The organism is Candidatus Pseudothioglobus sp. Uisw_050_01, from assembly GCF_048085775.1.
Taxonomy (GTDB): Bacteria; Pseudomonadota; Gammaproteobacteria; order PS1; family Pseudothioglobaceae; genus Pseudothioglobus.
The window spans coordinates 555664-578932 of sequence record NZ_CP159804.1; the positions used below are offsets into that span (position 1 = coordinate 555664).

General features: G+C 36.6%; 21 protein-coding genes. 18 read left to right on the plus strand and 3 right to left on the minus strand.

Features of this window, described 5'->3' with window-relative positions:
• Positions 1–43: 43 nt before the first annotated feature.
• The gene (locus tag ABXT51_RS02765) at positions 44–2059 is read right to left on the minus strand and encodes a sodium-translocating pyrophosphatase (protein ID WP_416696041.1); all 2016 of its coding nucleotides are present in this window, start codon (positions 2057–2059) and stop codon (positions 44–46) included.
• Positions 2060–2213: 154 nt separating this feature from the next.
• On the opposite strand from ABXT51_RS02765, the gene ABXT51_RS02770 reads away from it, so the two are divergent.
• The gene (locus ABXT51_RS02770) at positions 2214–3086 is read left to right on the plus strand and encodes a DMT family transporter (RefSeq protein ID WP_416696042.1); all 873 of its coding nucleotides are present in this window, start codon (positions 2214–2216) and stop codon (positions 3084–3086) included.
• 34 nt (positions 3087–3120) lie between these two features.
• Here the strand turns inward: ABXT51_RS02770 and ABXT51_RS02775 are convergent, their stop codons facing one another.
• Positions 3121–3585 carry an Lrp/AsnC family transcriptional regulator gene (locus ABXT51_RS02775; RefSeq protein ID WP_416696043.1) on the minus strand — a complete coding sequence of 155 codons (465 nt, stop codon included), beginning with the start codon at positions 3583–3585 and terminating at the stop codon, positions 3121–3123.
• Between the two features lie 136 nt (positions 3586–3721).
• Here ABXT51_RS02775 and ehuB point away from each other — a divergent pair, with 136 nt between their 5' ends.
• The 11 genes from ehuB to argJ all read left to right on the plus strand — a co-directional run bounded on the left by ehuB (position 3722) and on the right by argJ (position 16345).
• A complete protein-coding gene (gene ehuB, locus ABXT51_RS02780) occupies positions 3722–4564 on the plus strand; it encodes an ectoine/hydroxyectoine ABC transporter substrate-binding protein EhuB (protein ID WP_271541642.1) in 843 nt (280 codons plus the stop codon).
• Between the two features lie 117 nt (positions 4565–4681).
• Positions 4682–5350, plus strand: coding sequence for an ectoine/hydroxyectoine ABC transporter permease subunit EhuC (gene ehuC / locus ABXT51_RS02785; RefSeq protein ID WP_416679010.1), 669 nt, complete (start codon positions 4682–4684; stop codon positions 5348–5350).
• Positions 5351–5352: 2 nt separating this feature from the next.
• Positions 5353–6018, plus strand: a complete 666-nt coding sequence (gene ehuD / locus ABXT51_RS02790) for an ectoine/hydroxyectoine ABC transporter permease subunit EhuD (RefSeq protein ID WP_416679013.1) — start codon at positions 5353–5355, stop codon at positions 6016–6018.
• A complete protein-coding gene (locus tag ABXT51_RS02795; RefSeq protein ID WP_416696044.1) occupies positions 6015–8297 on the plus strand; it encodes a molybdopterin-dependent oxidoreductase in 2283 nt (760 codons plus the stop codon). Before ehuD ends, ABXT51_RS02795 begins: the two co-directional genes overlap by 4 nt.
• A 46-nt stretch (positions 8298–8343) precedes the next feature.
• Complete coding sequence (ehuA, locus tag ABXT51_RS02800) at positions 8344–9120, plus strand: ectoine/hydroxyectoine ABC transporter ATP-binding protein EhuA (protein ID WP_416696045.1); 777 nt, start codon at positions 8344–8346, stop codon at positions 9118–9120.
• A 30-nt stretch (positions 9121–9150) separates the two neighbouring features.
• The gene (locus ABXT51_RS02805; RefSeq protein WP_416696046.1) at positions 9151–10359 is read left to right on the plus strand and encodes a diaminopropionate ammonia-lyase; all 1209 of its coding nucleotides are present in this window, start codon (positions 9151–9153) and stop codon (positions 10357–10359) included.
• A 19-nt stretch (positions 10360–10378) separates the two neighbouring features.
• Positions 10379–11545, plus strand: coding sequence for a M24 family metallopeptidase (locus ABXT51_RS02810; protein WP_416696047.1), 1167 nt, complete (start codon positions 10379–10381; stop codon positions 11543–11545).
• 83 nt (positions 11546–11628) lie between these two features.
• A complete protein-coding gene (locus ABXT51_RS02815) occupies positions 11629–12279 on the plus strand; it encodes an ABC transporter ATP-binding protein (protein ID WP_416696048.1) in 651 nt (216 codons plus the stop codon).
• An 82-nt stretch (positions 12280–12361) separates the two neighbouring features.
• Positions 12362–13381, plus strand: coding sequence for an extracellular solute-binding protein (locus ABXT51_RS02820; RefSeq protein ID WP_416696049.1), 1020 nt, complete (start codon positions 12362–12364; stop codon positions 13379–13381).
• Between the two features lie 93 nt (positions 13382–13474).
• Positions 13475–15073 (plus strand): ABC transporter permease, encoded by a 1599-nt coding sequence (locus ABXT51_RS02825; protein ID WP_416696050.1) that lies wholly within the window; start codon positions 13475–13477, stop codon positions 15071–15073.
• Positions 15074–15160: 87 nt separating this feature from the next.
• On the plus strand, positions 15161–16345 hold the full coding sequence (gene argJ, locus ABXT51_RS02830) for a bifunctional glutamate N-acetyltransferase/amino-acid acetyltransferase ArgJ (protein ID WP_416696051.1): 1185 nt from the start codon (positions 15161–15163) through the stop codon (positions 16343–16345).
• A 3-nt stretch (positions 16346–16348) separates the two neighbouring features.
• On the opposite strand, the gene ABXT51_RS02835 is transcribed toward argJ, so the two are convergent.
• Positions 16349–17245, minus strand: a complete 897-nt coding sequence (locus tag ABXT51_RS02835) for a LysR family transcriptional regulator (protein WP_416679030.1) — start codon at positions 17243–17245, stop codon at positions 16349–16351.
• 103 nt (positions 17246–17348) lie between these two features.
• Here ABXT51_RS02835 and ABXT51_RS02840 point away from each other — a divergent pair, with 103 nt between their 5' ends.
• From ABXT51_RS02840 to ABXT51_RS02865, 6 genes are all read left to right on the plus strand, one after another.
• Entirely contained in the window at positions 17349–18770 is a 1422-nt protein-coding gene (locus ABXT51_RS02840) for a form I ribulose bisphosphate carboxylase large subunit (protein ID WP_271537666.1), read from the plus strand.
• A gap of 49 nt (positions 18771–18819) precedes the next feature.
• The gene (locus ABXT51_RS02845) at positions 18820–19179 is read left to right on the plus strand and encodes a ribulose bisphosphate carboxylase small subunit (RefSeq protein WP_271537665.1); all 360 of its coding nucleotides are present in this window, start codon (positions 18820–18822) and stop codon (positions 19177–19179) included.
• A 76-nt stretch (positions 19180–19255) separates the two neighbouring features.
• Positions 19256–20059 (plus strand): CbbQ/NirQ/NorQ/GpvN family protein, encoded by an 804-nt coding sequence (locus tag ABXT51_RS02850; RefSeq protein ID WP_271556431.1) that lies wholly within the window; start codon positions 19256–19258, stop codon positions 20057–20059.
• A gap of 9 nt (positions 20060–20068) precedes the next feature.
• Entirely contained in the window at positions 20069–22432 is a 2364-nt protein-coding gene (locus tag ABXT51_RS02855) for a nitric oxide reductase activation protein NorD (RefSeq protein ID WP_416696052.1), read from the plus strand.
• A complete protein-coding gene (locus tag ABXT51_RS02860) occupies positions 22432–22689 on the plus strand; it encodes a hypothetical protein (RefSeq protein WP_416653000.1) in 258 nt (85 codons plus the stop codon). Before ABXT51_RS02855 ends, ABXT51_RS02860 begins: the two co-directional genes overlap by 1 nt.
• A gap of 12 nt (positions 22690–22701) precedes the next feature.
• Positions 22702–23235, plus strand: a complete 534-nt coding sequence (locus ABXT51_RS02865; RefSeq protein WP_416696053.1) for a hypothetical protein — start codon at positions 22702–22704, stop codon at positions 23233–23235.
• Positions 23236–23269 lie beyond the last annotated feature (34 nt).

The window sequence follows — 23269 nt, forward strand, 5'->3', positions numbered from 1 at the left end:
TTTATCAGCCCCACCAGGATGGCAGGGCTGATAGAGTATCTTTTTACAATAACGGCGCAATAACTAAACTTACAATCGCCATTACATTGATAAGAATATTCATCGCTGGACCAGAGGTATCCTTGAACGGGTCACCAACCGTATCACCTACAACAGTTGCTGCATGAGTGTCAGTACCTTTCCCACCTAAGTTTCCTTTTTCAACATACTTCTTAGCGTTATCCCAAGCACCACCAGCATTAGCCATCATTAGAGCCATTAGAACACAACCAAGAAGAGCGCCACCAAGCATTCCGCCAAGTGCCTCAGGACCAATAAGGAATCCTACTATAACGGGGGCTGCTACTGCAATGACTCCTGGAAGAATCATTTTCTTCAGTGCTGCAGTTGTAGCAATGTCAACGCATTTAGCAGTATCTGGCTCAGCCTTACCTTCTAGAAGTCCTTCTATCTCTTTAAACTGTCTTCTTACTTCTTCAATCATTTCAAAAGCAGCATCACCAACAGCAGTCATCGTAAGAGAAGCAATTAAGAATGGAATCGTACCACCAATAAATAAGCCAATTAAAACGTCTGCGCTATTTAACTCAAGTATAAAGTTCATTCCCATTGCGGCGTAATTAGCACTAACAGTCTCAGTGTAGGCAGTAATAATCGCGAGAGCAGCAAGAGCTGCAGCGCCGATCGCAAATCCCTTGCCAATAGCTGCAGTTGTATTACCAAGCTCATCAAGAGAGTCTGTAATCTTACGAGTATCCTCTCCAAGTCCAGCCATTTCTGCAATGCCGCCTGCATTATCTGCAATTGGTCCATAAGCATCAATTGCCATAGTCATACCGACCGTTGCAAGCATTCCTATTGCAGCAATACCAACACCATACAAGCCAACAAAAAGATTAGAGACATAAATAATTAAGCAAATCATCAATACTGGAATTACAACAGATTGCATTCCAATTGCTAGGCCTTTAATCATTACTGTTGCAGCACCAGTTTTTCCAGATTCCGCAATATCTCTAATTGGCTTTCCAGCAGTATAATATTCAGTAACAAGACCAATAATGATTCCGCCAAAGCTTCCCATTAGAACAGCTACCCAAATAGAATTTGAGACATCTAAAAAATCAATTAGGAAATAAGATGTAACGATAAATAATAAAGCAGAACCAATTGTTCCCATTCTCAAAGCAGATTCAGGTGATTTATTTGAAGATAATTTAACAAATAAAATTCCAAGAATTGAGCAAACTAAGCCAAGTGATGCAAGCGCTAAAGGAAGAGACATCAGTTCAGCTCGGTTTCCACCAAGTGCAGTAAGACCATCAATAGCAAGAGTAGATGCAATTGCTATTGTTGCAATCATTGAGCCACAATATGACTCAAAAATATCTGAGCCCATACCAGCTATATCACCTACATTATCACCAACATTATCAGCAATAACTGCAGGGTTACGAGGATCGTCTTCTGGGATCCCTGCCTCTAATTTACCAACTAAGTCAGCTCCAACATCAGCACTCTTAGTAAAGATACCGCCACCAACACGAGAGAATAGTGCAACAACTGACGCGCCCATAGCAAAACCATGAAGTGCTTCTGAATGCTCTGCACCAAAGAAGTAGTAAAGTCCGCCAAGTCCTAATAAACCAAGAGCTGCAACTGATAAGCCCATTACTGAGCCACCAAAGAATGCAACAGTTAGGGCAGCAGAGCTTCCGCTATCATGAGCCGCTTGAGCTGTTCTTACATTAGCAATAGTTGCTGTGTTCATACCTATATAACCAGCAGTAGCAGAAGTTACTGCTCCTACAAAGAAACATAAGGCACTTAAAGGGCCAAGGAATATATAAAGTAATACTAATAGGGCTAAAGCAAACATGCTTAGCATTTGATATTCACGCTTCATGAAAACAATTGCGCCAATATGAATTTGTTCACCAATTTTTTTAACGTCACCACTTCCGCCATCTTGTTTACTTATCCATTGATATATAAATACAACAATAAGTAAGCCCAAAACACCAAGTGTAGGTGCTATTAAATTTTGATCAAAATCCATTTCCTCTCCTTAAAATAAAATGAAGCGGCAATGATATCCTAAAGTGTTTAAAAATTGGAAAAAAAATACCAGTTTTGAATTGAAATGAACTAAATTGGCTATAAATTTATCTTATAAAATCAAATTTATAAATTTTTGTTGTTTTGGATTCAAAATGTTTGTAATTCGATTTGCACTTCTATCCTCTTTTTTTTATGCACTTAATGTAACCATGGTGCCGTTAATTTATACTTTTGAGATTAGCGCTTTTTTATTTTTATTTGTTCGCTTTGGTACAACTTTCTGTACTTCACTTCTTGTTACCAAAAGTCTTTTCTCATTTAGTGAAATTAAACATCAAAAACTGGGCATTTGGATTCTAATTCTTTCTGTTTTATTTGGTATTCAGTCCTGGCTTTATGTTGAGGCCGTAAAATATATGTCGGTAGGCCTTGCTAGTGTAGTGCTTTTTACTTATCCATTAATTACTTATTTAATAGTTTCACTGACAAAGCGAAGATCACTCGATTTAATAACAATACTTATGTTCATACTTGCAACCCTAGGAATTGCTGCGCTCTCTCAGAGCTCAGAAGGTTTTTACACCATGGCAATTGGGATAGTTTTAGCCTTACTTTCCGCAATGACCTACTCTTTAATTCTAATTACAACGCCAAGAGTGAGTGGTTTAAAAAACTGGGAGATTGTTAAATATACTACTCTTATTCCAGCGCTTACCTTTTTATACTTATTTATAAATGAAACTGGTTTTTATTGGCCACAAAATGAAGGAATAATTCTGTCTCTCATTTCGGGAACTTTTTTTGCTACAGGAATGATGTTTTATCACATGTCTGTTCGTAAATATGGCCCGATAAGAACGGCTAATATTGGCTATACAGAGCCTCTATTGGTGTTAGTTTTCGGTTTTATGGCATATTCAGATGCAATTACTATTACTCAGGGATTAGGAGTAATCATGGTAGCAATTGCTTCAATTACTATCGAGAGGAGGCAGTTGAAGCAGCATAACTCTCCTCAGATGTAATAATAGTGCACTCATCTTTAACTGAGTAACAAAGCTAGTCAATTGGAATAGATAAATTCTCTTTAACTTTATTCATAACCACCATTGAACTAAAGCGTTTGATATTTGGGTTTTCTAAAAAATATTTTTTTGTAAAATCTTCATAATCACCCATTTCTTTAAAGGTGGCCATTAAAACATAATCATAATCACCAGTAACGTAATAACACTGCATAACCTCTGGGGCATCAAACATTGTTTTTTTAAATTGAATATCAGGCGCTGTGCCCTCTATATCACTCAGTATCTGAACTATAATGGTAATTTTTCTATCCAGTTGATTGCGATCTAAAACTGATACATCTCTTTCTATAATGCCAGTTTTACGCATTGAATTTAATCGTCTTTGGCAGGCTGAAGATGATAATCCCACTTCTTTCGCTAACTGCTGAGAAGTAATCTTATTATTTTCTTGGACAATTTTTAGAATTTTATAATCAAAACTATCTAATTTATTCATTAAATGATGTTATCACATAATTTATTTAAAAAAATCAAAATAATGCGTAAATTATGCAAATTTTAGCAAATGTAAATCTTTCTAATCTTAATGATAGTGTTAAACTCTCATTTCATAAATAAAAAAGGAGAACTTTATGAAAAAAATCATTTCGATTTTTACATGTTTTTTTCTTGTTTTAGGTTTAGCACAAACATCTTCTGCTGAATCTGATACATTAAAAAGACTTAAGAAACAAGGATATGCAACAGTTGCTGTTGCAAATGAACCACCTTACAGTGATATTAAATCTGATGGCTACGTTACTGGTGCTGCACCAGATGTTGCGCGTGCCGTTCTTGCCGTTCTAGGTGTTCCAGAGTTAAAAGCTGAGGTTATTATGTATGGTGCTATGATTCCTGCTCTTCAAGCAAGAAGAGTAGATATGGCAACTTCTGGTCTTTACATTAAGCCTGGTAGATGTGAGTCTATCATTTATTCTGAGCCTGATTTATGTGGCGCTGAAGCTTTTGCTGTTCCAGCTGGAAACCCAAACAACCTATTGACTTATGAAGACATTGCTGCGAACCCAGCTTTAAAAATGACTACATGTGCTGGTTGTGCTGAAGAAAAATATGCTTTAGAGCGTGGTGTAAGTGCGGATCAGATTGTTTATTTTGATGCGCCTCCAAGTGGTATTAAGATGCTTCAACAAGGTAGAGTTGACGTTTTTGCTCTATCAGGTTTAGGTACAGCAGATCTACTTAATAAAACTAATGATCCAAACCTTGAGTTAATAATGCCTGTTACAGGTGTTCCTATGGGTTGTGCTGGTGCAGCATTTAACAAGGATGATTTAGAGTTCAGGTCTGAATACAATATGGCTTTAGCTATGTTAAAGGCTACTGGAGAGTTTGAGGCAATTATTGCGCCTTATGGTTTCTCTGCAGCTGCAACTGCTTCGAAGTCTTATTTGACTCAATGTCCTGATGGAATGTAAATTTATTCTAACCTTACTCTGCCATTAAATATTAGGGACAGAGTTTGTTTTTAGAGTTTTTTTAGTAACCTAATCTGCCCTGTCGATTTTTTACAGGGCAGTTTTTTAGAGTTTTTTATGAATGAAGTTCTAGAGTTTTACCCATTAATTATTAAAGGAACTATTACAACCATACAGTTGACTGTAATGGGGGCAATCTTAGCGCTCATTGTTTCATTTATTGTTGGAATTGCAAGAATATCTTCATTCGCCTCAGTAAGAGTAATAGCAATTATTTATTTAGAATTTTTTCGTGGCAGTTCAGCCCTTGTTCAAATGTTTTTTATTTATTTTGTTTTGCCAATGTGGGGCATTTATTTTGATGCCATAACTGCTGGTGTCATTGCTTGTGGCCTGAATGTTGGTGCCTATGGATCAGAAGCTGTAAGAGGAGCTATACTTGCTGTTAGCAAGGAGCAACATGAGGCATCAAAAGCTTTAAACTACTCAAGCTACGAGAAATATAGATACGTTATTATTCCTCAAGCAATTCCAATTATGATTCCTACATTTGGGAATTTACTTATTGAGTTGATGAAATTAACAGCAGTATGCTCTCTTATTACTATTTCAGATCTTACTTTCATGGCCCAAATAATCAGGGTTCAGACTGCTTTAACATTAGAGCCATTCCTATTAATTCTCATTATTTATTTTATTATTGCTACAGTCTTAGTTCAGATAGTAGACATGATTGCTAAGAAGTTTTCTAAAGGTAGAAATATTATGACTGCAGGAGACAAGTAGTCATGGAATGGAATTGGGATCATGCATATGCAGTCTTACCTCAGCTTCTTAAAGGCTTAGTAATTACAATTGAAGCTACCATTGTTGCATCCTTAATTGCTTATATTTTAGGATTAGCAATAGCTATTTTCAAGATGTCTAAAAGCAAGTTTGTGCGTGTTTCCTTATATTGGATGACGGAGTTTGTTAGAAGAACACCAATCCTAGTGCAGTTATATGTTGTATTTTATGTCCTTCCTGATTTTGGAATTTTCCTAGAAGCGTTTACATGTGGGGTAATTGTATTAGGTATTCACTTTAGTACATATACGTCTGAAGTTTTTAGGGCCGGGATTGATAATGTTTCTAAAGGTCAGTGGGAAGCTGCAAAGTCTCTAAACTATAATCCATATCAAGCTTGGAAGCATGTTATTTTGCCTCAAGCTATCCCCCCTATGATTCCGCCACTTGCAAACTATTTGATCACAATGTTTAAGGAGACGCCATTGTTGGCATTTATTACAGTAGTTGAATTATTTAGAGCAGCGGATCAATATAGTAATAGTTATTACACTTATCTTGAGCCTATGACCCTTGTTGGTGTGTTCTTTTTAATCGTATCTATTCCCTCAGCAATGATAGCAATGAAATTAGAAAAGAAATTTAAGCCAATAAAGGTGAATCGATGAATTTCGTGAGTTCGCACTGGGGAACTTATAATTTTTCAGTAGATAAGAATAAAAAAATACAATTAGATAATTGGGGGTTAGATTCTTCTCCAACAGAATTTGGTTTAGGTCTGGCTGATGCTGCTATCGATAATTTAAGAATCACTCAGCCTCATGTCAGAAAAGGATGGCTAAATAATATAGGTAAAAGTGATGGCAAAAGAGGCCAAGATGAGTTTATACCCGTCAGCTGGGATGAGGCATTTGAGCTTGCATCTAAAGAGCTATTAAAAACTAAAAAGGTCTATGGTAATTCAGCAATTTATGCCGGGTCGTATGGATGGGCAAGTGCTGGAAGATTTCACCATGCTAAAAGCCAAGTTAATCGTTTCTTTAATTTATTTGGAGGCTTTAGCTCATCATTTCAAAGTTACTCATACGCTGCAGCGCAAACCCTCCTTCCTCACATAATTGGTTTAGACTTATATACAACACTAGAGGAGCATACGACCTGGAATGCTCTATCTAAAGAGTGTGAGTTAATATTAATGTTTGGCGGAATGCCATTAAAAAACTCTAAAGTTTCAGCTGGAGGAGTAGGAAAGCACGTTACAAAGTTAGGCATAAAAAAATGTTTTGATAAAGGGGTCGAATTTATTAATATTAGCCCCCTTATAGATGACGCGCCTAAATTTTTAAAAGCACAGCAAGTTCCTATTCGGCCAAATACTGATACTGCTTTAATGTTGGCTCTAGCTCATATTTTGATTAAAAATCAATCTTATGATAAGGGTTTCATAGAGAAATATACTGTGGGATTCGATAGTTTTTCTGACTACGTACAAGGCAAAAAAAATAATCAAGAATGCAGTCCTGAATGGGCATCAAAAATTACAAATATTCCTGTCAAAACAATCTACGAGCTAGCAAATAAAATAATAACAAAAAAAACCATGATTTCTTTATCTTGGAGCCTACAAAGAGCGTCGAGAGGGGAACAGCCTTTGTGGATGGGAATTACTCTTGCGGCAATGCTAGGCCAAATCGGAACTGCCAGTGGTGGCTTTGGATTTGGATACTCTAGTGTGAATAGTACAGGTGATTCATTTGATAAAATTCCTTGGCAAAGCCTACCTCAAGGTGAAAATAAGATTAAAGATTTTATTCCAGTTGCAAGAGTAACTGATATGCTGGAAAACCCAGGAGGGGAGTTTGATTATGATGGAAAGAAATTAACATACCCAGATATAAAATTAATTTATTGGGCGGGAGGAAATCCCTTTCATCATCATCAAGACTTAAATCGACTGACTAAAGCTTGGCAAAAACCCAATACAATTATTGTTAATGAAATTTGGTGGAATTCTCAAGCTCGCCACGCTGACATTATTTTTCCAGCTAACACCGCTTTAGAGAGAAATGATTTAATGCTGAATCCAAGAGATCCAACAGTTGTAGCGAATAAAAAAGCTATGAAAAGCTATAAAAATTCAAAAACTGATTTTGAAATATTTTCAGGGTTATCAAAAAAACTGGGCTTTCTAGAATCATTTACTGAAGATAAGAGTGAATTGGATTGGATAAAATTTATATGGAATAACAGCTCAAAAGCACATCAAAAAAATATAAGTTTTCCAAGTTTTGAAGAATTCTGGGAAAAAGGGTATTTTGAACTTCCAGCCCCAAAGATTGAAAAAATTATGTTTAATGATTTTAGAAAAGATCCAATTAATTTCCCTTTAAATACCCCTTCAGGAAAAATAGAAATATCTTCTGAAACTATATCTAACTTTAAATTAAGTGATTGTTTCTCCCACCCTTACTGGTTTGAGCCATATGAGTGGTTAGGAAACATAGATGAATATCCATTGCATTTAATTTCAAATCAGCCAACGCACAGACTCCACAGTCAGCTTGATAACGCTGCCAATAGTCAGAACAGTAAAATAAAAGGCAAGGAGCCAGTGATGATTAATCCATCAGACGCTCTAGAAAGAGATATTCAGGATGGTGATATTGTGATGTTATTTAATAAAAGAGGAAGGGTATTGGCTGGCGCAAATATTTCTGATAGTGTTATGCCTGGAGTTGTTGTACTGTCAACTGGCGCCTGGTTTGATCCAGACTATACTTTAAATTTAGAGAGGCATGGCAACCCTAATGTTCTCACAAAAGATGTTGGAACTTCGTCTTTAAGTCAAGGACCAACTTGCCATACAACTTTAGTACAAGTGAAAAAAGCAAAGAGAGAGGAAATTGTGGATGTGAATATTTTTAAAACTCCAGAAACCCTTAATTGATAAAAATACTTAAACAAAATTAATAACTAACTAAAAATTTAATACTATGAAAAATATTATACAGTTTGAAAATGTTTCAAAATCTTTCGGTGATTTAAAGGTTTTAGATAAGTTAAATTTGGAAGTGAAAGATGGTGAAAAATTAGCTTTGATAGGGCCAAGTGGTTCTGGAAAGACAACAATTTTACGAATTTTGATGACGCTAGAAACTATTGATGATGGTTTTGTTTCAGTTAATGGTGAATATTTATGGCATGAAAAAAACAATGGAAAAATTATTCAGGCTTCTGAAAATCATCTTCATAAAATGCGTGATCATATTGGGATGGTCTTTCAGCAATTCAATTTATTCCCTCATCTAACTGCTATTGAAAATGTTGAACAACCCCAGATCTTAATAAAGAAAAGATCAAAGCCTGAGGCTAAAGATAAGGCTGAAGAATTATTTAATTTAATTGGGCTAAACGATAAAAAAGATCATTATCCTCATGAATTATCAGGAGGCCAGCAGCAACGCGTAGCAATAGCTAGAGCCTTAGCTATGGAGCCAAAAATTATGTTGTTCGATGAAGTTACCTCAGCTCTAGATCCAGAGCTTGTTGATGAAGTATTAACTGTTCTTCGTAAGTTAGCATCTGATACCGATACTACGATGTTAACGGTTACTCATGAAATGAACTTTGCACGAGAATTTGCAGATAGAGTTTTATTTTTTGACGCGGGTCAAATAGTGGAGTCTGGAAAGCCTGAGAATATTTTTGTAAATCCAGAAAAGAGACGAACTAAAGAGTTTCTTAAAAAATTTATTAACAACATTAATTAATACTAAACCTACCAAATATTTTTTACGATTATGATTACACAATACAAACACTTAGTTCATTCAACAAAACATTTTGAGAATTTAAACATTCAAGCTGACTTTGAATATAAGCATCAGCATATATTGAGTTTAGAGGCATTTGAACGAGCAAATAAAGAAATCACCACGTGGGATAATTATAAGCCCACACCGCTCCATTTTTTCCCTGATATGGCCAAAGATGCCGGCGTTTCATCAATTGCATACAAGGATGAAAACTTTCGTTTCTCTCTCAAAAGCTTTAAAGCCCTTGGAGGTGCGTATGCAGTAGCCAATCTTTTAATCAAGAAACTAAAGGACATTGGAATCACTGCTAGTTCAAAGGATCTGATTGCTGGAACATATAAACATGAAACTTCAAAAATTACTGTCTGCTGCGCAACTGATGGTAATCACGGAAGGTCAGTTGCTTGGGGATCTCTTCATTTTGGGTGTAACTGTGAAATTTATATTCATCGAAATGTCAGTGTTGGGCGAGAAGAGGCAATTGCTAAATATGGAGCACAAGTTAATAGAATTAAAGGGAACTACGATGATTCAGTTCGTTTAGCTGCTGAAGTGGCCGATAAAAATGATTATACGGTTGTATCTGACACCTCTTATGAAGGTTATACGGATATTCCAAAAGATGTAATGCAGGGATACACTGTAATGGTGGATGAGTCTCTCAAGCAGTTGGATGAAATGCCAACACATGTTTTTTTACAAGGAGGCGTTGGAGGTTTCCCAGCAGCTGTTGTTTCCTTCATAGTTGAGAGCCTCGAGTTTCCTCCTATTTTCGTGTTGGTAGAGCCGACAAATGCTGATTGCTTATTTCAGAGTGCGGTTAATGAAAAGCCAACTGTTATCCATGGTGAACTAGATACCATAATGGCTGGTCTTGCTTGCGGAGAAGTATCTTTATTAGCATGGTCTATACTTGAGAGTTATGTGCCCCACTTTATGTCAATAACTGATGAATCAATCCCTAAAGTGATGCAACTTCTTGCCAATCGAGACAAACCTATTGTTGCTGGAGAGTCTGCTGTTACTGGACTGGCAGGATTCCTCATAGCATGCAATGATAGTGACCTTAAAGAAAAACTGTCAATTAATGAGAGTTCAAAGATTTTATTTTTTGGAACAGAGGGCGACACGGATGAAACGATGTACGAAGAATTAGTGGGCAGGTCTTCATCCGAAGTTTTAAGCTGCCTTTAATTTGACAGGAGATAAAGAAATGATTATTCCAACTAGAGGCTTTGAGGTTTCTGAATATGAAAATAGGCTTAATAACATTCAAAAACTTATGTTTGAGTCTAAGATGGATGTTATCTTATTGACTACTCAGGTTGATATTGAATATTACACAGGCTTTAAAACTCAATTCTTTCAAAGTCCAACAAGGCCTTGGTATGTTCTGATTCCAGCCAGTGGTAAACCTCAAGCAATTATTCCTACGATCGGTGAGTCTGGAATGAGAGAAACATGGGTTGATGATATAAAGACGTGGACCTCTCCCAACCCAAAAGACGATGGAATTAGTATTCTCTTGTCTTCAATAAACTACTTAACGAAGACTCATAAATGTCTTGGCGTTCCCAAAACCCTCGAAAGCACTCTAAGGATGCCACTGGGTGATTACGAATATTTAATAAACGCTTTAAATGGTATTGAGATTAAAGATGCAAACAAAATTCTCAGAAAAGTAAGGTTTGTAAAATCAGCAGCAGAAATTGCAAAGATTAAACATATCTGTCAGTTAACTTCACAAGGCTTTATAGATTTAGAAGGGTTTCTTAAGGCTGGTGAAAGCGAGCGTGAAAATTGTAAGAGATTCAAGCAGCACCTTCTATCTTTAGGGGCAGATGACACTCCTTATATTGTTTCAGGTTCGGGACAAGAAGGATATGGCTCAATTATTATGGGGCCAACTGAGAAAATCATTGAAGAGGGCGATCTTTTTATAATAGATACTGGCTCAGTTTTTGACAGTTATTTTTGTGACTTTGATAGAAATTATGCATTTGGACATATAGGTGATGAAGCTAAAAAAGCTTATAGAGTTGCCTATGATGCTACCGAGGCAGGATTTAATGCTGCTCAAGTCGGAAATACAACCTCAGATATTTTTAATGCAATGAATGATATCCTTCAAAAAGGTGGAGCCTTAGGCAACACAGTTGGCAGGCTTGGGCACGGGCTTGGAATGCAGTTAACTGAGTGGCCATCTAATACTTCAACTGATAATACTGTTCTTGAGCCAGGAGTTGTTTTGACTTTAGAGCCAGGAATGGCGTTTCTTCCAGGTAAAGAAATGGTTCACGAAGAAAATATTGTTATTACTGAAAACGGACCTGAGTGGCTCAGTATAAGAGCTGCGGATAAATTACCAATAATTCAGTAGATTTAAATTTTTGCTTCATAAGCTTACATAAAGAGAATTACTCTTATATAATAATGAGAATCATTACTATTTGTATTTAAACAGTGCTTAGTGTAAGTAATTTATCAATTTCGTTTGACGAGAGTCAAGTTTTGGAAGAGTTTAATCTAAACGTTGAAAGTGGTGATATTTTTGCCCTATTAGGCGATAGTGGAAGCGGAAAAAGTTCAGCTCTTCGGTTTATTGCTGGCCTTGAAAATGCAAAGAATGGATCAGTGGTGCTTGATGGAGCTAACTTAAGCCTTAATGGGGCGCATTCAGTAAAGCCAGAGCTAAGAGAAATTGGTATGGTCTTCCAGGATTACGCTCTTTTCCCTCACATGACAGTGTTTCAAAATATTAGTTTTAGTATAGATCATCTATCTAAAAAAACTAAAACTGAGAAAGTTACCTCGCTCCTTGAATTAATAAATCTTAATGGAATTGAAAAAAAATATCCTCACCAGTTATCTGGTGGAGAACAACAGCGCGTTTCATTAGCTAGAGCTTTAGCAAACTCTCCTAAGCTTTTATTACTAGATGAGCCCTTCTCTAGTTTAGATAAGTCCCACCGTGACGAACTGGTTAAAGATGTTCGCTCGATATTAAAGAATCAGTTAGTTACCTCAATCCTCGTAACTCATGATGAAGCGGAAGCTATGGCCTTTGCAGATAAAATTGGAAAAATTGAAAAAAAACAGTTGCTTCTTAATTGATATTGTGTATCATTCGCAAATGATAATCATTATCATTTGATACAAAACAACATTTAACTTCAATTATTTAAGGAAATAAGCAATGAATACAAAACGTTTAATCGTTATCTCTTTAACACTTTCAACTCTATTAATGGGTTCTGTAACTCAAATTCAGGCAGCGTCTGGAGATGATATTACAGTCTACAGTTCAAGAAAAGAACATTTAATTCAACCTTTGTTTGATCAATTTACTAAGCAAACTGGTATTGAAGTGAATTACTTAACTGGAAGTGGGGGAGATCTAATAGAGCGACTTAAGTTAGAGGGTTCAAATACTCCTGCTGATATGTTTATGACAGTAGATGCGGGTGATCTATGGTATGCCGGAACTCAAAATATTTTTCAAAGTGTAAATACACAAACAATTAAAAGTAATATTCCTTCTTACTTAAGAGACCCAAAAGGATTATGGACTGGTTTGTCAGTTAGAGCTAGAACGATTGTTTATAGCACAGAGCGTGTTAATCCATCTGAACTATCAACTTATTCAGACTTAGCATCAAGCAACTGGAATAAAAAACTTTGTCTAAGAACTAGTAAGAAAATTTATACTAAATCATTAGTTGCTTCAATCATCCATAACCATGGTGAAGAGCAAGCCTCAAAAGTAATTAGTGGTTGGGTAGACAATTTAGCTGCAGTTCCAAATGCTAAAGACTCACATGTAATGGACGCTATAATCGCCGGTCAGTGTGACGTTGGCCTTGTTAATACTTATTATTATGGTCGATTAATTGAGAAAACTCCAGATGCTCCAGTAAAGCTTTTTTGGGCTAATCAAGAGACTACTGGCGTTCACGTAAATGTTTCAGGTGCGGGTATTACTAAACATGCCTCAAATCCAAGTGGAGCAACGCAGCTACTTGAATGGTTATCATCAGCAGAAGCTCAAGCTATTTATGGCTCTCTTAATAAAGAGTATCCTGCAAATCAAAATATTGGTTCTGATGAAATTGTCTCATCTTGGGGAAGCTTTAAACAAGACAAAATGAATCTTTCCATTACTGGAATACTTCAAGCGGATGCAGTCAAGTTGATGCAAAGGTTAGGCTATAAGTAGTAATTTAAATATTAATTTAACTTTATCCAGGGCTTCTTATAAGCCTTGGATAATTTGTATTAAAATAGAAGAAATTTCTACAGCCTTCTATCAATGAAAGAGAACTTCTTCAAATCAAATATTTGGCTAGGCGCTTTAGCGTTAGCTATTGCTCTCCCTATATTTGTTGTTGGTTCAGCTTGGTTTCTACCAGGCACTGATCTCTGGTCTCATTTTGCTCAAACATTACTTCCTGAACTAGTTTCTTCGACGCTAATTTTGCTTATTGGTGTTGGTATTGGGGTAAGTGTTTTGGGAACTGTATTGGCATACCTTGTTGTTATGGTCGACTTTCCTGGTCGAGCATGGCTTGAGTGGGCGCTCTTCCTTCCATTTGCGATTCCAGCCTATGTGTTAGCTTTTGTCTATCTGGGAGTGTTTGATTATTCAGGCTATGTGCAAGTATGGTTAAGAGAAAATCTAGGGATTCCAGGCTTCGATATACGCTCGGGTCATTGGGCAATAATACTAACATTCGTGCTAGTTTTTTATCCTTATGTTTATATGATGGCAAGAGCTTCGTTCAAGCGACAAAAAATTCAAATGATCGAGGCTGGAAAAATGTTGGGTGCCAAACCTTTAAGAGTTTTTTGGAGAATTTCTGTCCCACTAGCTAGACCTGCAATAGCTGCTGGATTACTAGTAACTCTAATGGAAACTTTGGCAGACTTTGGTGTTGTTTCTTTATTTAATTACTCAACCTTCACAACTGCTATATATTCTGCATGGGGGGACTTTCGTTCAATAGAAGTTGCAGCGCAGCTTGCTTCATTGCTTGTAGTCGTATCTTTCTTTCTAATTTATTTTGAAAGAAAGGCCAGAGGCAAGGCTAAATATTACTCTTCTGATGTCTCAAATATAAAAGCTTACTATGCAAAAGGAATTACTGGTTGGTTAATTTTTATATTTGTATTTGGAGTATTTATGCTCTCATTTGCAATGCCATTACTTCAAATATTAATTTGGAGTTCTGAAGTGTTTTCATTAGAATGGAGTGATCGTTATTTTGATTATTTTGCTTCAAGTGGTATTCTAACTATTAGCGCTACAGCTCTTATAGTTGTTATTGCTACAATATTGGCGCTCCCTAGTCGCCGAAAATCAGAAAGTAAAACTCTTCAACTATTGATACGATTTTCAACTCTTGGTTATGCTCTCCCAGGATCAGTAATGGCTGTTGGTTTGCTATATGGCGTTCAAAATATCTCATTAATTAGCATTTATTTTGGCGGCTCATCAATTAACCATATTCTATTTGGTTCAGTTGCATTGTTGCTATTTGCTTATGTATCAAGATTTATGGCAATTGCATATAATTCAACTAGCGCTTCAGCTGAGCAAATTAAGCCTATCTACGGGCAAAGTGCAAGGCTCCTTGGCGCTTCAAGATTCCGCTTAATTAACGAGGTTTACCTCCCAATGATGATGCCTGGAATCTTAGCTGGAGGGTTATTGGTAGCAGTTGATGTCATGAAGGAACTACCAGCGACTTATTTATTAAGGCCTTTTGGCTGGGATACTCTAGCAATTCGTGTTTTTGAGTTAAGTTCTGAGGGACTTTATGAAAGAGCTGCAATACCTGCTTTAATCATGGTTCTTTTTGGTGCAATTATAATGCTTATATTTAATAAACTAGATAGTGAGAAATATTAAAGCATCAATGGCCAGATTATAAAAAAAAATAGCTGTTATTTGAATTAGGTAAAATAATTTTATTATTTACCCTAATAGATTATTTTTATGAGTAATGATTTACTTGAAGTAAAAGGCGTTAAATTCTCCTCTATTGCTTCTGGCATAAAGAAAAATAATGACTTAGATCTGTCATTAATTTCACTAATTGATGGCACTCAAACTGCAGCAGTTTTTACTCAAAACATTTTTTGTGCTGCCCCAGTTTTTGTTGCAAAAAATCACTTAAATTCAAATATAAAAGCCCTTCTTATCAATAGTGGAAACGCCAATGCAGGGACCGGCCAAAAAGGCTTGGAGGCTTGTTTGAAGACGTGTGAGATTTTTGCAGGAAAATTGGATATTAATTCAGATCAAATTTTGCCTTTTTCAACTGGAGTAATTGGACAGTTATTACCCCTAGAGCCATTTGAAAAAAATACAGAAAAGCTAGTTGATTGCCTCTCATCAAGTAATATGAGTGATGTATCTAAAGGCATATTAACTACTGATTTAGTTGAAAAATCTTGCTCGATTTCCTTTGCTATAAATGGAAATAATGTCACTCTATCAGGGATTGCTAAGGGCTCAGGAATGATTCGACCGGATATGGCAACGATGTTAAGTTTTATAGTTACTGATATTGGGGCATCAAAAGAAGAGCTTTATAACTGTTTAGATATTGCAGTAAATCAGTCTTTCAACCGGATTACAGTTGATGGCGATACTTCAACAAATGACGCCTGCACTTTAAGTGCTACCGATCAATCTAGCGTTAATCTCAACGATTGTAAAGAAGAATTTCAAAATGCACTGAATGAAATAACAAAAACATTAGCCCAAATGATTATTAAAGATGGAGAGGGCGCCACTAAATTTGTAGAAATAAAAGTTGGCGGTCTGTCTTCAGTTGATGATTGTTTGGAAGTTGCGTATACCGTTGCCCACTCTCCACTAGTTAAAACTGCATTATTTGCAAGTGATGCAAATTGGGGTAGGATCTTGGCTGCGGTAGGAAGGTCAAAAGTAGATGGAATCTCTATTGAAAATATTGATATTTTCATAAATGATTTACAAATTATCTCTTCAGGTGAGATAAGTAAAGACTACACAGAGGCTTCTGGAAGCTTGGAAGTGCAAAAGTCTGATATCACAATTAGGATTAGTTTGGGGGCTGCGCACACTAGTGAGAGCGTATGGACAACAGACCTTTCGTATGACTATGTCAAGATTAATGCGGAATATCGCAGTTAAGGTTTATAGATATTTTTCAGCCTTCGTATTTTCAATTACAAACTGTTTAAACTTTCTGGCAATTGGAGACAACTCTGCCTCTGCATGATGAACAATATGCCACTGCCTTACAATCGGAAAGGGAGCAACATTAAGCTGCTTGATAATATTGTTTTTAAGTTGAAGATTCACAGAATGCATAGAAACAAAACCAATCCCTAATCCTGCTTGAACCGCCTCAACAATAGCTTCATTCGAGTTAATTTGAATATCTGAATTAAAGTTTAAACCAGTAAACTTTTCAATTGTTATGCGAGTGCCTGAACCAACCTCCCTCGTAAGTAAAGTCTCCTTGGCTAAATCTTTAATTGTGACTCTTTTCTTATTTAGCAGCTCATTCTCAGGGTGAGCGATTGCAATCAAAGGATTTTTCATAAATGCTTGAGAAATTAATGGAATATTTTTTGGAGGCTCTCCCATTATTACGAGATCAGCATTGTTATTTTTTAGGTTGTTAAGAAGCGACTGCCTATTTGTAACATCGATATAGAAAGTCATTTTAGGAAACTCTTTTTTAAACTTTGCAAGTAATGCGCTAATAAATGAATTTGCAGTTGTTGCAACTGCTATTTGAAGATGGCCAGAATCTGGACTGAGTATTTCATCCATTTCAAGTTTTGAATTTTCAAGTGTACTGATCGTTTTTACTGCAGTTTCATAAAGCTTTTTTCCAATAAATGTAGCGCTGATTTTTTTTCCATTAATATCAAATAATTTTGCTCCAATACTATCTTGAAGCTGCTGTATCTGCATATATACTGCAGGCTGAGTGATATGGAGCTCTTTGCTTGCACTTGTAAATCCGCCTAATCTAATGACTGATTCATAGCTATAGAGCTGTTTTAATGTATAATTAATCATAATATAAATTGATGATTATTTAAATAAATATTATTTTACATTATTTATTTCACCTACTATAATGATTCCATTTTTATATTAATATTAAACAGGGAGTGGAACTATGGCTAAGAAAGGTTACGATGCAGGTGTAAAGGAATACCGCGATACATATTGGATGCCCGAGTATGAGCCAAAAGATACTGATATTCTTGCATGCTTTAAAATTACACCCCAACCAGGCGTTCCTAGAGAAGAGGTTGCAGCCGCTGTTGCAGCTGAATCTTCAACAGGAACTTGGACTACGGTTTGGACTGATCTGTTAACAGATCTTGACCACTACAAGGGACGCGCCTACCGCATTGAAGACGTGCCAGGATCAGATGATGCAATTTATGCTTTTATTGCATACCCAATTGATTTATTCGAAGAGGGCTCAATCGTTAACGTTCTTACCTCTCTCGTAGGAAATGTATTCGGCTTTAAAGCATTAAGAGCTCTTAGACTTGAAGATATTCGTTTTCCGATAGCTTACGTTATGACGTGTGGAGGCCCTCCTAATGGAATCCAGGTTGAAAGAGATAAAATGAATAAATATGGCCGGCCGATGTTGGGATGTACCATTAAACCCAAACTTGGCTTATCAGCTAAAAATTATGGACGTGCATGTTACGAAGGACTTCGTGGTGGATTAGACTTTACAAAAGATGACGAAAATGTAAATTCACAGCCTTTTATGCGCTGGAGAGACCGCTTCGGTTTTGTTCAGGATGCAATTGAAAGGGCTGAAAGAGAAACAGGTGAAAGAAAAGGCCACTACTTAAATGTAACAGCTCCAACGCCTGAAGAGATGTACAAAAGAGCTGAGTATGCGAAAGAGTTAGGAACTCCAATTATTATGCATGACTTCTTTACGGCAGGCTTTACAGCAAATACCGGTCTTGCAAATTGGTGCCGCGATAACGGCTTATTGCTTCACATCCATAGAGCAATGCATGCTGTTGTAGATAGAAATCCAAATCACGGCATTCACTTCAGAGTGCTTGCTAAGTGTTTACGCCTTTCTGGAGGAGATCATATGCACTCAGGAACTGTTGTAGGGAAGCTTGAAGGTGACCGAGAGTCTACTTTGGGCTGGATTGATTGCATGCGTGATAGCTTTATTAAAGAAGATCGCTCAAGAGGTATTTTCTTTGATCAGGACTTTGGGTCAATGCCAGGGATGCTACCTGTCGCTTCAGGCGGAATTCATGTCTGGCATATGCCAGCACTTGTAAATATATTTGGTGACGACTCAGTTCTCCAATTTGGTGGTGGAACACTTGGCCATCCATGGGGTAATGCGGCAGGTGCTGCTGCGAATCGAGTTGCTGTTGAAGCATGTGTTGAAGCAAGGAACGCTGGAAAAGACTTAGAAAAGGAATCTAAAGAGATTCTTACTAGTGCAGCAAAACACTCACCTGAGCTTAAGATTGCAATGGAGACATGGAAAGAGATTAAATTTGAGTTCGATACAGTTGATAAGCTGGACATAGTGCACAAGTAATGCATCAATCAACTTTTATTACAAGAAAAACTAATATAAGGAAAATATTATGAGCAAAGTTCAAGATTACCCATCACGCCTTGGCGATAACTCGAGCAGAAAGTTTGAAACATTTTCATACTTACCTGCAATGAATGATAAACAAATTCGACAACAAGTACAGTACATTGTTGATCAGGGTTACAATCCTGGCGTAGAGCATACTGAAGTTGAAAATGCTATGGAAAATTACTGGTATATGTGGAAACTTCCTTTATTTGGTGAGACAGATGTTGATACAATTCTTGCTGAATGTAAGGAGTGCCATGATGCTAACCCAGATAATCATGTTCGACTAATTGGTTATGATAATTACGCTCAATCACAGGGCGCTTCAATGGTTATTTACAGAGGCAAAGGATTTAAATAATCAAGTAAAATTAGGTAAGCTTGATTGGATAAACCCCTGTCTAAGTGCAGGGGTTTTTTTTGAAGAGGATATAAAAATGAATGAATTAGATCAATACAAAATTGCAAAAGAACCCTTTTACCAACCTCAAAATGATGAAATAGATATGTATACCGCTGCGTATATGAATCGTATGCCGGTTATGTTGAAAGGCCCCACTGGGTGCGGTAAGTCTAGGTTTGTAGAATATATGGCGTATAAATTAGGTAAGCCTTTAATTACAGTTGCTTGCAATGAAGATATGTCAGCCAGTGATTTAGTAGGGAGATTTCTTCTTGATAAGGAAGGTACAATTTGGAAAGATGGTCCTCTTGCAATGGCCGCTCGTTATGGCGGTATTTGTTATCTAGATGAGGTCGTAGAGGCCAGGCAAGATACAACCGTTGTGATTCACCCTTTGACAGATTATCGCCGAACTTTACCGCTCGACAAGAAAGGCGAATTGATTGAAGCGCATCCTGATTTCCAATTGGTTATATCTTATAACCCTGGCTATCAAAATTTAATGAAAGACCTTAAGCAATCGACTAAGCAAAGATTTTGTGGTTTTAACTTTCAATACCCAGATGAAAAAACTGAGGCACATATTATTTCTAAAGAGTCCGGCGTTGATCCAAAAATAGCATTGAAACTAGTCCAAATTGCTCAAAGAGCTAGAAATCTTGTCGGCCATGGGCTGGATGAGGGAATATCTACTAGATTATGTATCTATGCAGGACAATTAATTGCTAATAAGGTTAATGAAAAGTCTGCCTGTAAAATTGCAATGGTTAATCCTATTACGGATGACTTAGATATTGTCGACACTCTTAATGCTGCAATCGATACTTTTTTTGATTAAGGATTAGTAATGAGTGCGGTTCAACTTTCCGATTTTGAACAAAAGTTTAGAGATTCCTCTGACATTCTTCATGATGCGCTTGCAGGGAGCTTTGTTGAAGCCTCTAAGGTTATGTCCCCAAATGGACTTAAAGTCTATTTAGATGGTGCTGGTGCGCTTCATGCAATGGGTAAAGGTGAAGACATGGTTATCTCTTTCTTGGAAGAGACACCTATGGTCGTTAGGGAGGTTGGCGAGTCCATAATTGGTGAGATTGTATTTTCAATTATGAAAATGTCTTCACAAACATCCTCTTCTGTTTTAGTGCTGATGATTGCAAGCCTTCCAAATGTTGCAAGGCGGATGAGTGACTTTGATTTATTAAAAGGCTACCTTAGGTTAATGGAGAGAATGATAGCTCTAGCCCCTAGAGGTATGAGGCCAATGCTAAATAATATTGATCAGTTGACTAGTAAGCTTACTCTTGGTGGCCTAAGAAGATGGGTTCTTTATGGAGCTGAATCATTCAAACGAGATTTTAAAGCCCAAATCGCCTATTTTGAATTAAGTAGTGCAGAATCAATGCAAATACTTGAGCAGGAGAGGCGAGGAACGCTATTTATTGATAATCAAAGAAAGTTGCAGTTTTATCTTAGGGCGTTTTATAACCGTGATTTTTTTCTACGACCGACTTCAGGTGACTACGAAACTAAGAAAGGTCTAAGACCTTATATTGAATATGGAGTTATGCATATTCCAGATGCTTATGATGACTATAAGCATGCTTCTGGAAGAATTGTTCCTGGTATGGATTGTTATAGGGCGGTTTGTGCTCATGCCGCAGCTCATATTATGGAAACTAGAGTGGCTTTTAAAGGGGATGACTTAAATCCTTTGCAAGTTGCATGCGTTTCTCTAATAGAAGACTTAAGGGTTGAGCTCAATACATTAAAAAAATTTCCAGGTATGAAGAAAACTTGGATTGCGCTTCATCCTGAAGATGAGGACTTAAAAGATTTAAATCCTTTCATAGTAGATCTGGTTGATTTTTCAAGGGCTACATTAGATCAAAAATACACAGTAAAGCAGTCATTTAACAGTGATTTTCTTAAGTTATTTATTAAAAAAATGACCAAAATGCCTGAATCATCAGCAATGAGCTATGAGTTAGGTATGAAGTATTACGAGCTACTTAAGACTGAAACAGATGTGAAAATAAGCGCTTCCGCTCTTGTATCAACGCCAATTATATATAGAGATGATAATAGATATATTTGGGAGTACGAAGAGCTTGATTGGTTGTCAGAGGGAAATGATTATGTCCCTGTTAGTCAAAGACAGGTGCGTAAAAATGTCAATATTATGGAGATGTATAACGAGCTTGATGTTGAAACCGCAGGTGATGATGCGCAGGAAATTTGGACTTTAGAGTCAGAGTACTTTCCTGATGAGCTCGATGGCGTAAGTATTAATGAAATTGAGGGTAAGGAGCCAGTAAGTGAGCCTTTTCATTACAATGAATGGGATTATCAGCTTCAGCTCTATCGGCCAAACTGGGCAACTCTTTATGAAAGATGTTTGAGAAAAGGGGATCCAGAGTTAATTAATAAAATTTTAAAAACTCACAAACCTATTGCCAATCAACTTAAAAATGCGATTGATCGAATGCAGCCTCAAGGTCTCGTAAAACTAAAGAAGCAACAAGAAGGAAGTGAGCTTGATCTTGATGCATGCGTAACAGCTTTAGCAGATATTAGATCTGGCATAACCCCATCTGACAGGATTTATGTAAAGAAAGTGCAGCATGTTAGAGATGTCTCTGTGAATTTATTAATGGACTTATCTGAATCTACCAATGATATGGTTATTGGAAGTGATAAAACAATTTTGGAGCTAATGAAAGAGTCAACTTCATTACTTTCATGGGCAATTGACAAGATTGGAGATAATTTAACTATTTCAGGGTTTGCATCGGATTCAAGACACGATGTTCAGTACTATCGCTTTAAGCCATTTCATTATAGTTTTAATGATGAAGTAAAGGGCCGATTGGCAGGAATAAAAGGTGGCCTATCAACCAGAATGGGTACTGCAATAAGGCACGCTGGGGTCGATTTATTGACTCAATCTTCAGCTAAGAAAATTCTTTTGATCTTAACTGATGGAGAGCCTGCAGATATTGACGTTGATGATCCACAGCATCTTCGTATGGATGCAAAAAAAGCGGTTGAAGAGTTACGAAGTCATGGAATTGTAACGTTCTGTATTAGTTTAGATCCTCACGCTGATGAATATGTTTCGAGAATTTTTGGTAAAAATCGTTTTATGGTAATTGATAATATTCAAAAATTACCTGAGAGACTTCCTCAATTATTTATCTCATTAACTAAGTGATGGTTACTGAAGAAGACGATAATTTAATAGATTTTGATCCAAAATATCCTTCTATTTTGCCAGATGATTGGAAAGAAAAGAATTCCCCAAGTGTTTACGAAATATTAGCTACAACAAATACACTTAAAAGAATGTATGCTGACAAAGTAAAAGAGATTGAAGAGGGCGATACTAGTAATAAACTAGGAGAAGAAGCTTTAAGAAATATTGCTACAAATTATCAAACTATTAAGTCGCTCCTTTTTCAATCACGCTAGGATGAAAAAATTATGAATCTAAGTCAGTTTAATGAAGAGATAACAATTTTAGATAAAGATTTTTTGCAATCGATACTAGATGGCTCTGCGCTGTTGATGGTTGAAGATCAGTCATTGGGTCTAGGTAGTTCAAATGGTGCATTTGTAATTTTTTGGATTGAAGATGAGGTGTTTTCTTCAGTTGAAGATTTAAGAAGTTATTTGGCTGAAGAGGCTGAAGATCTTCACGCGAATTATTACAAACATAGCCCTCTTAGTAAGGAGTATTTCGAAGCTAAGTTATCTAGCTTAATGGATGAGTACGGCCAGACTGCATTTGTATCTCAGCAAGGAGGTATGCCAGAGAAAACCCTCATTAGTTCAAATGGTGATTTATTAGTCTTAACCGAAGAAGACTATACTTTTAAATATGGCTTATACTTAAACCTTGAAGATAATTTAAGCCCTAAAATTTCAGCCTTAAAGGCAAAAACTTGGCTTCAATCAGGCGCTGCATATAATGACTATATTGCTGTTAATGTTTTTCGATTTAGTTCAATTGAATAGTTATTAAGTATATATTTTCATTTTTTTCAACCAA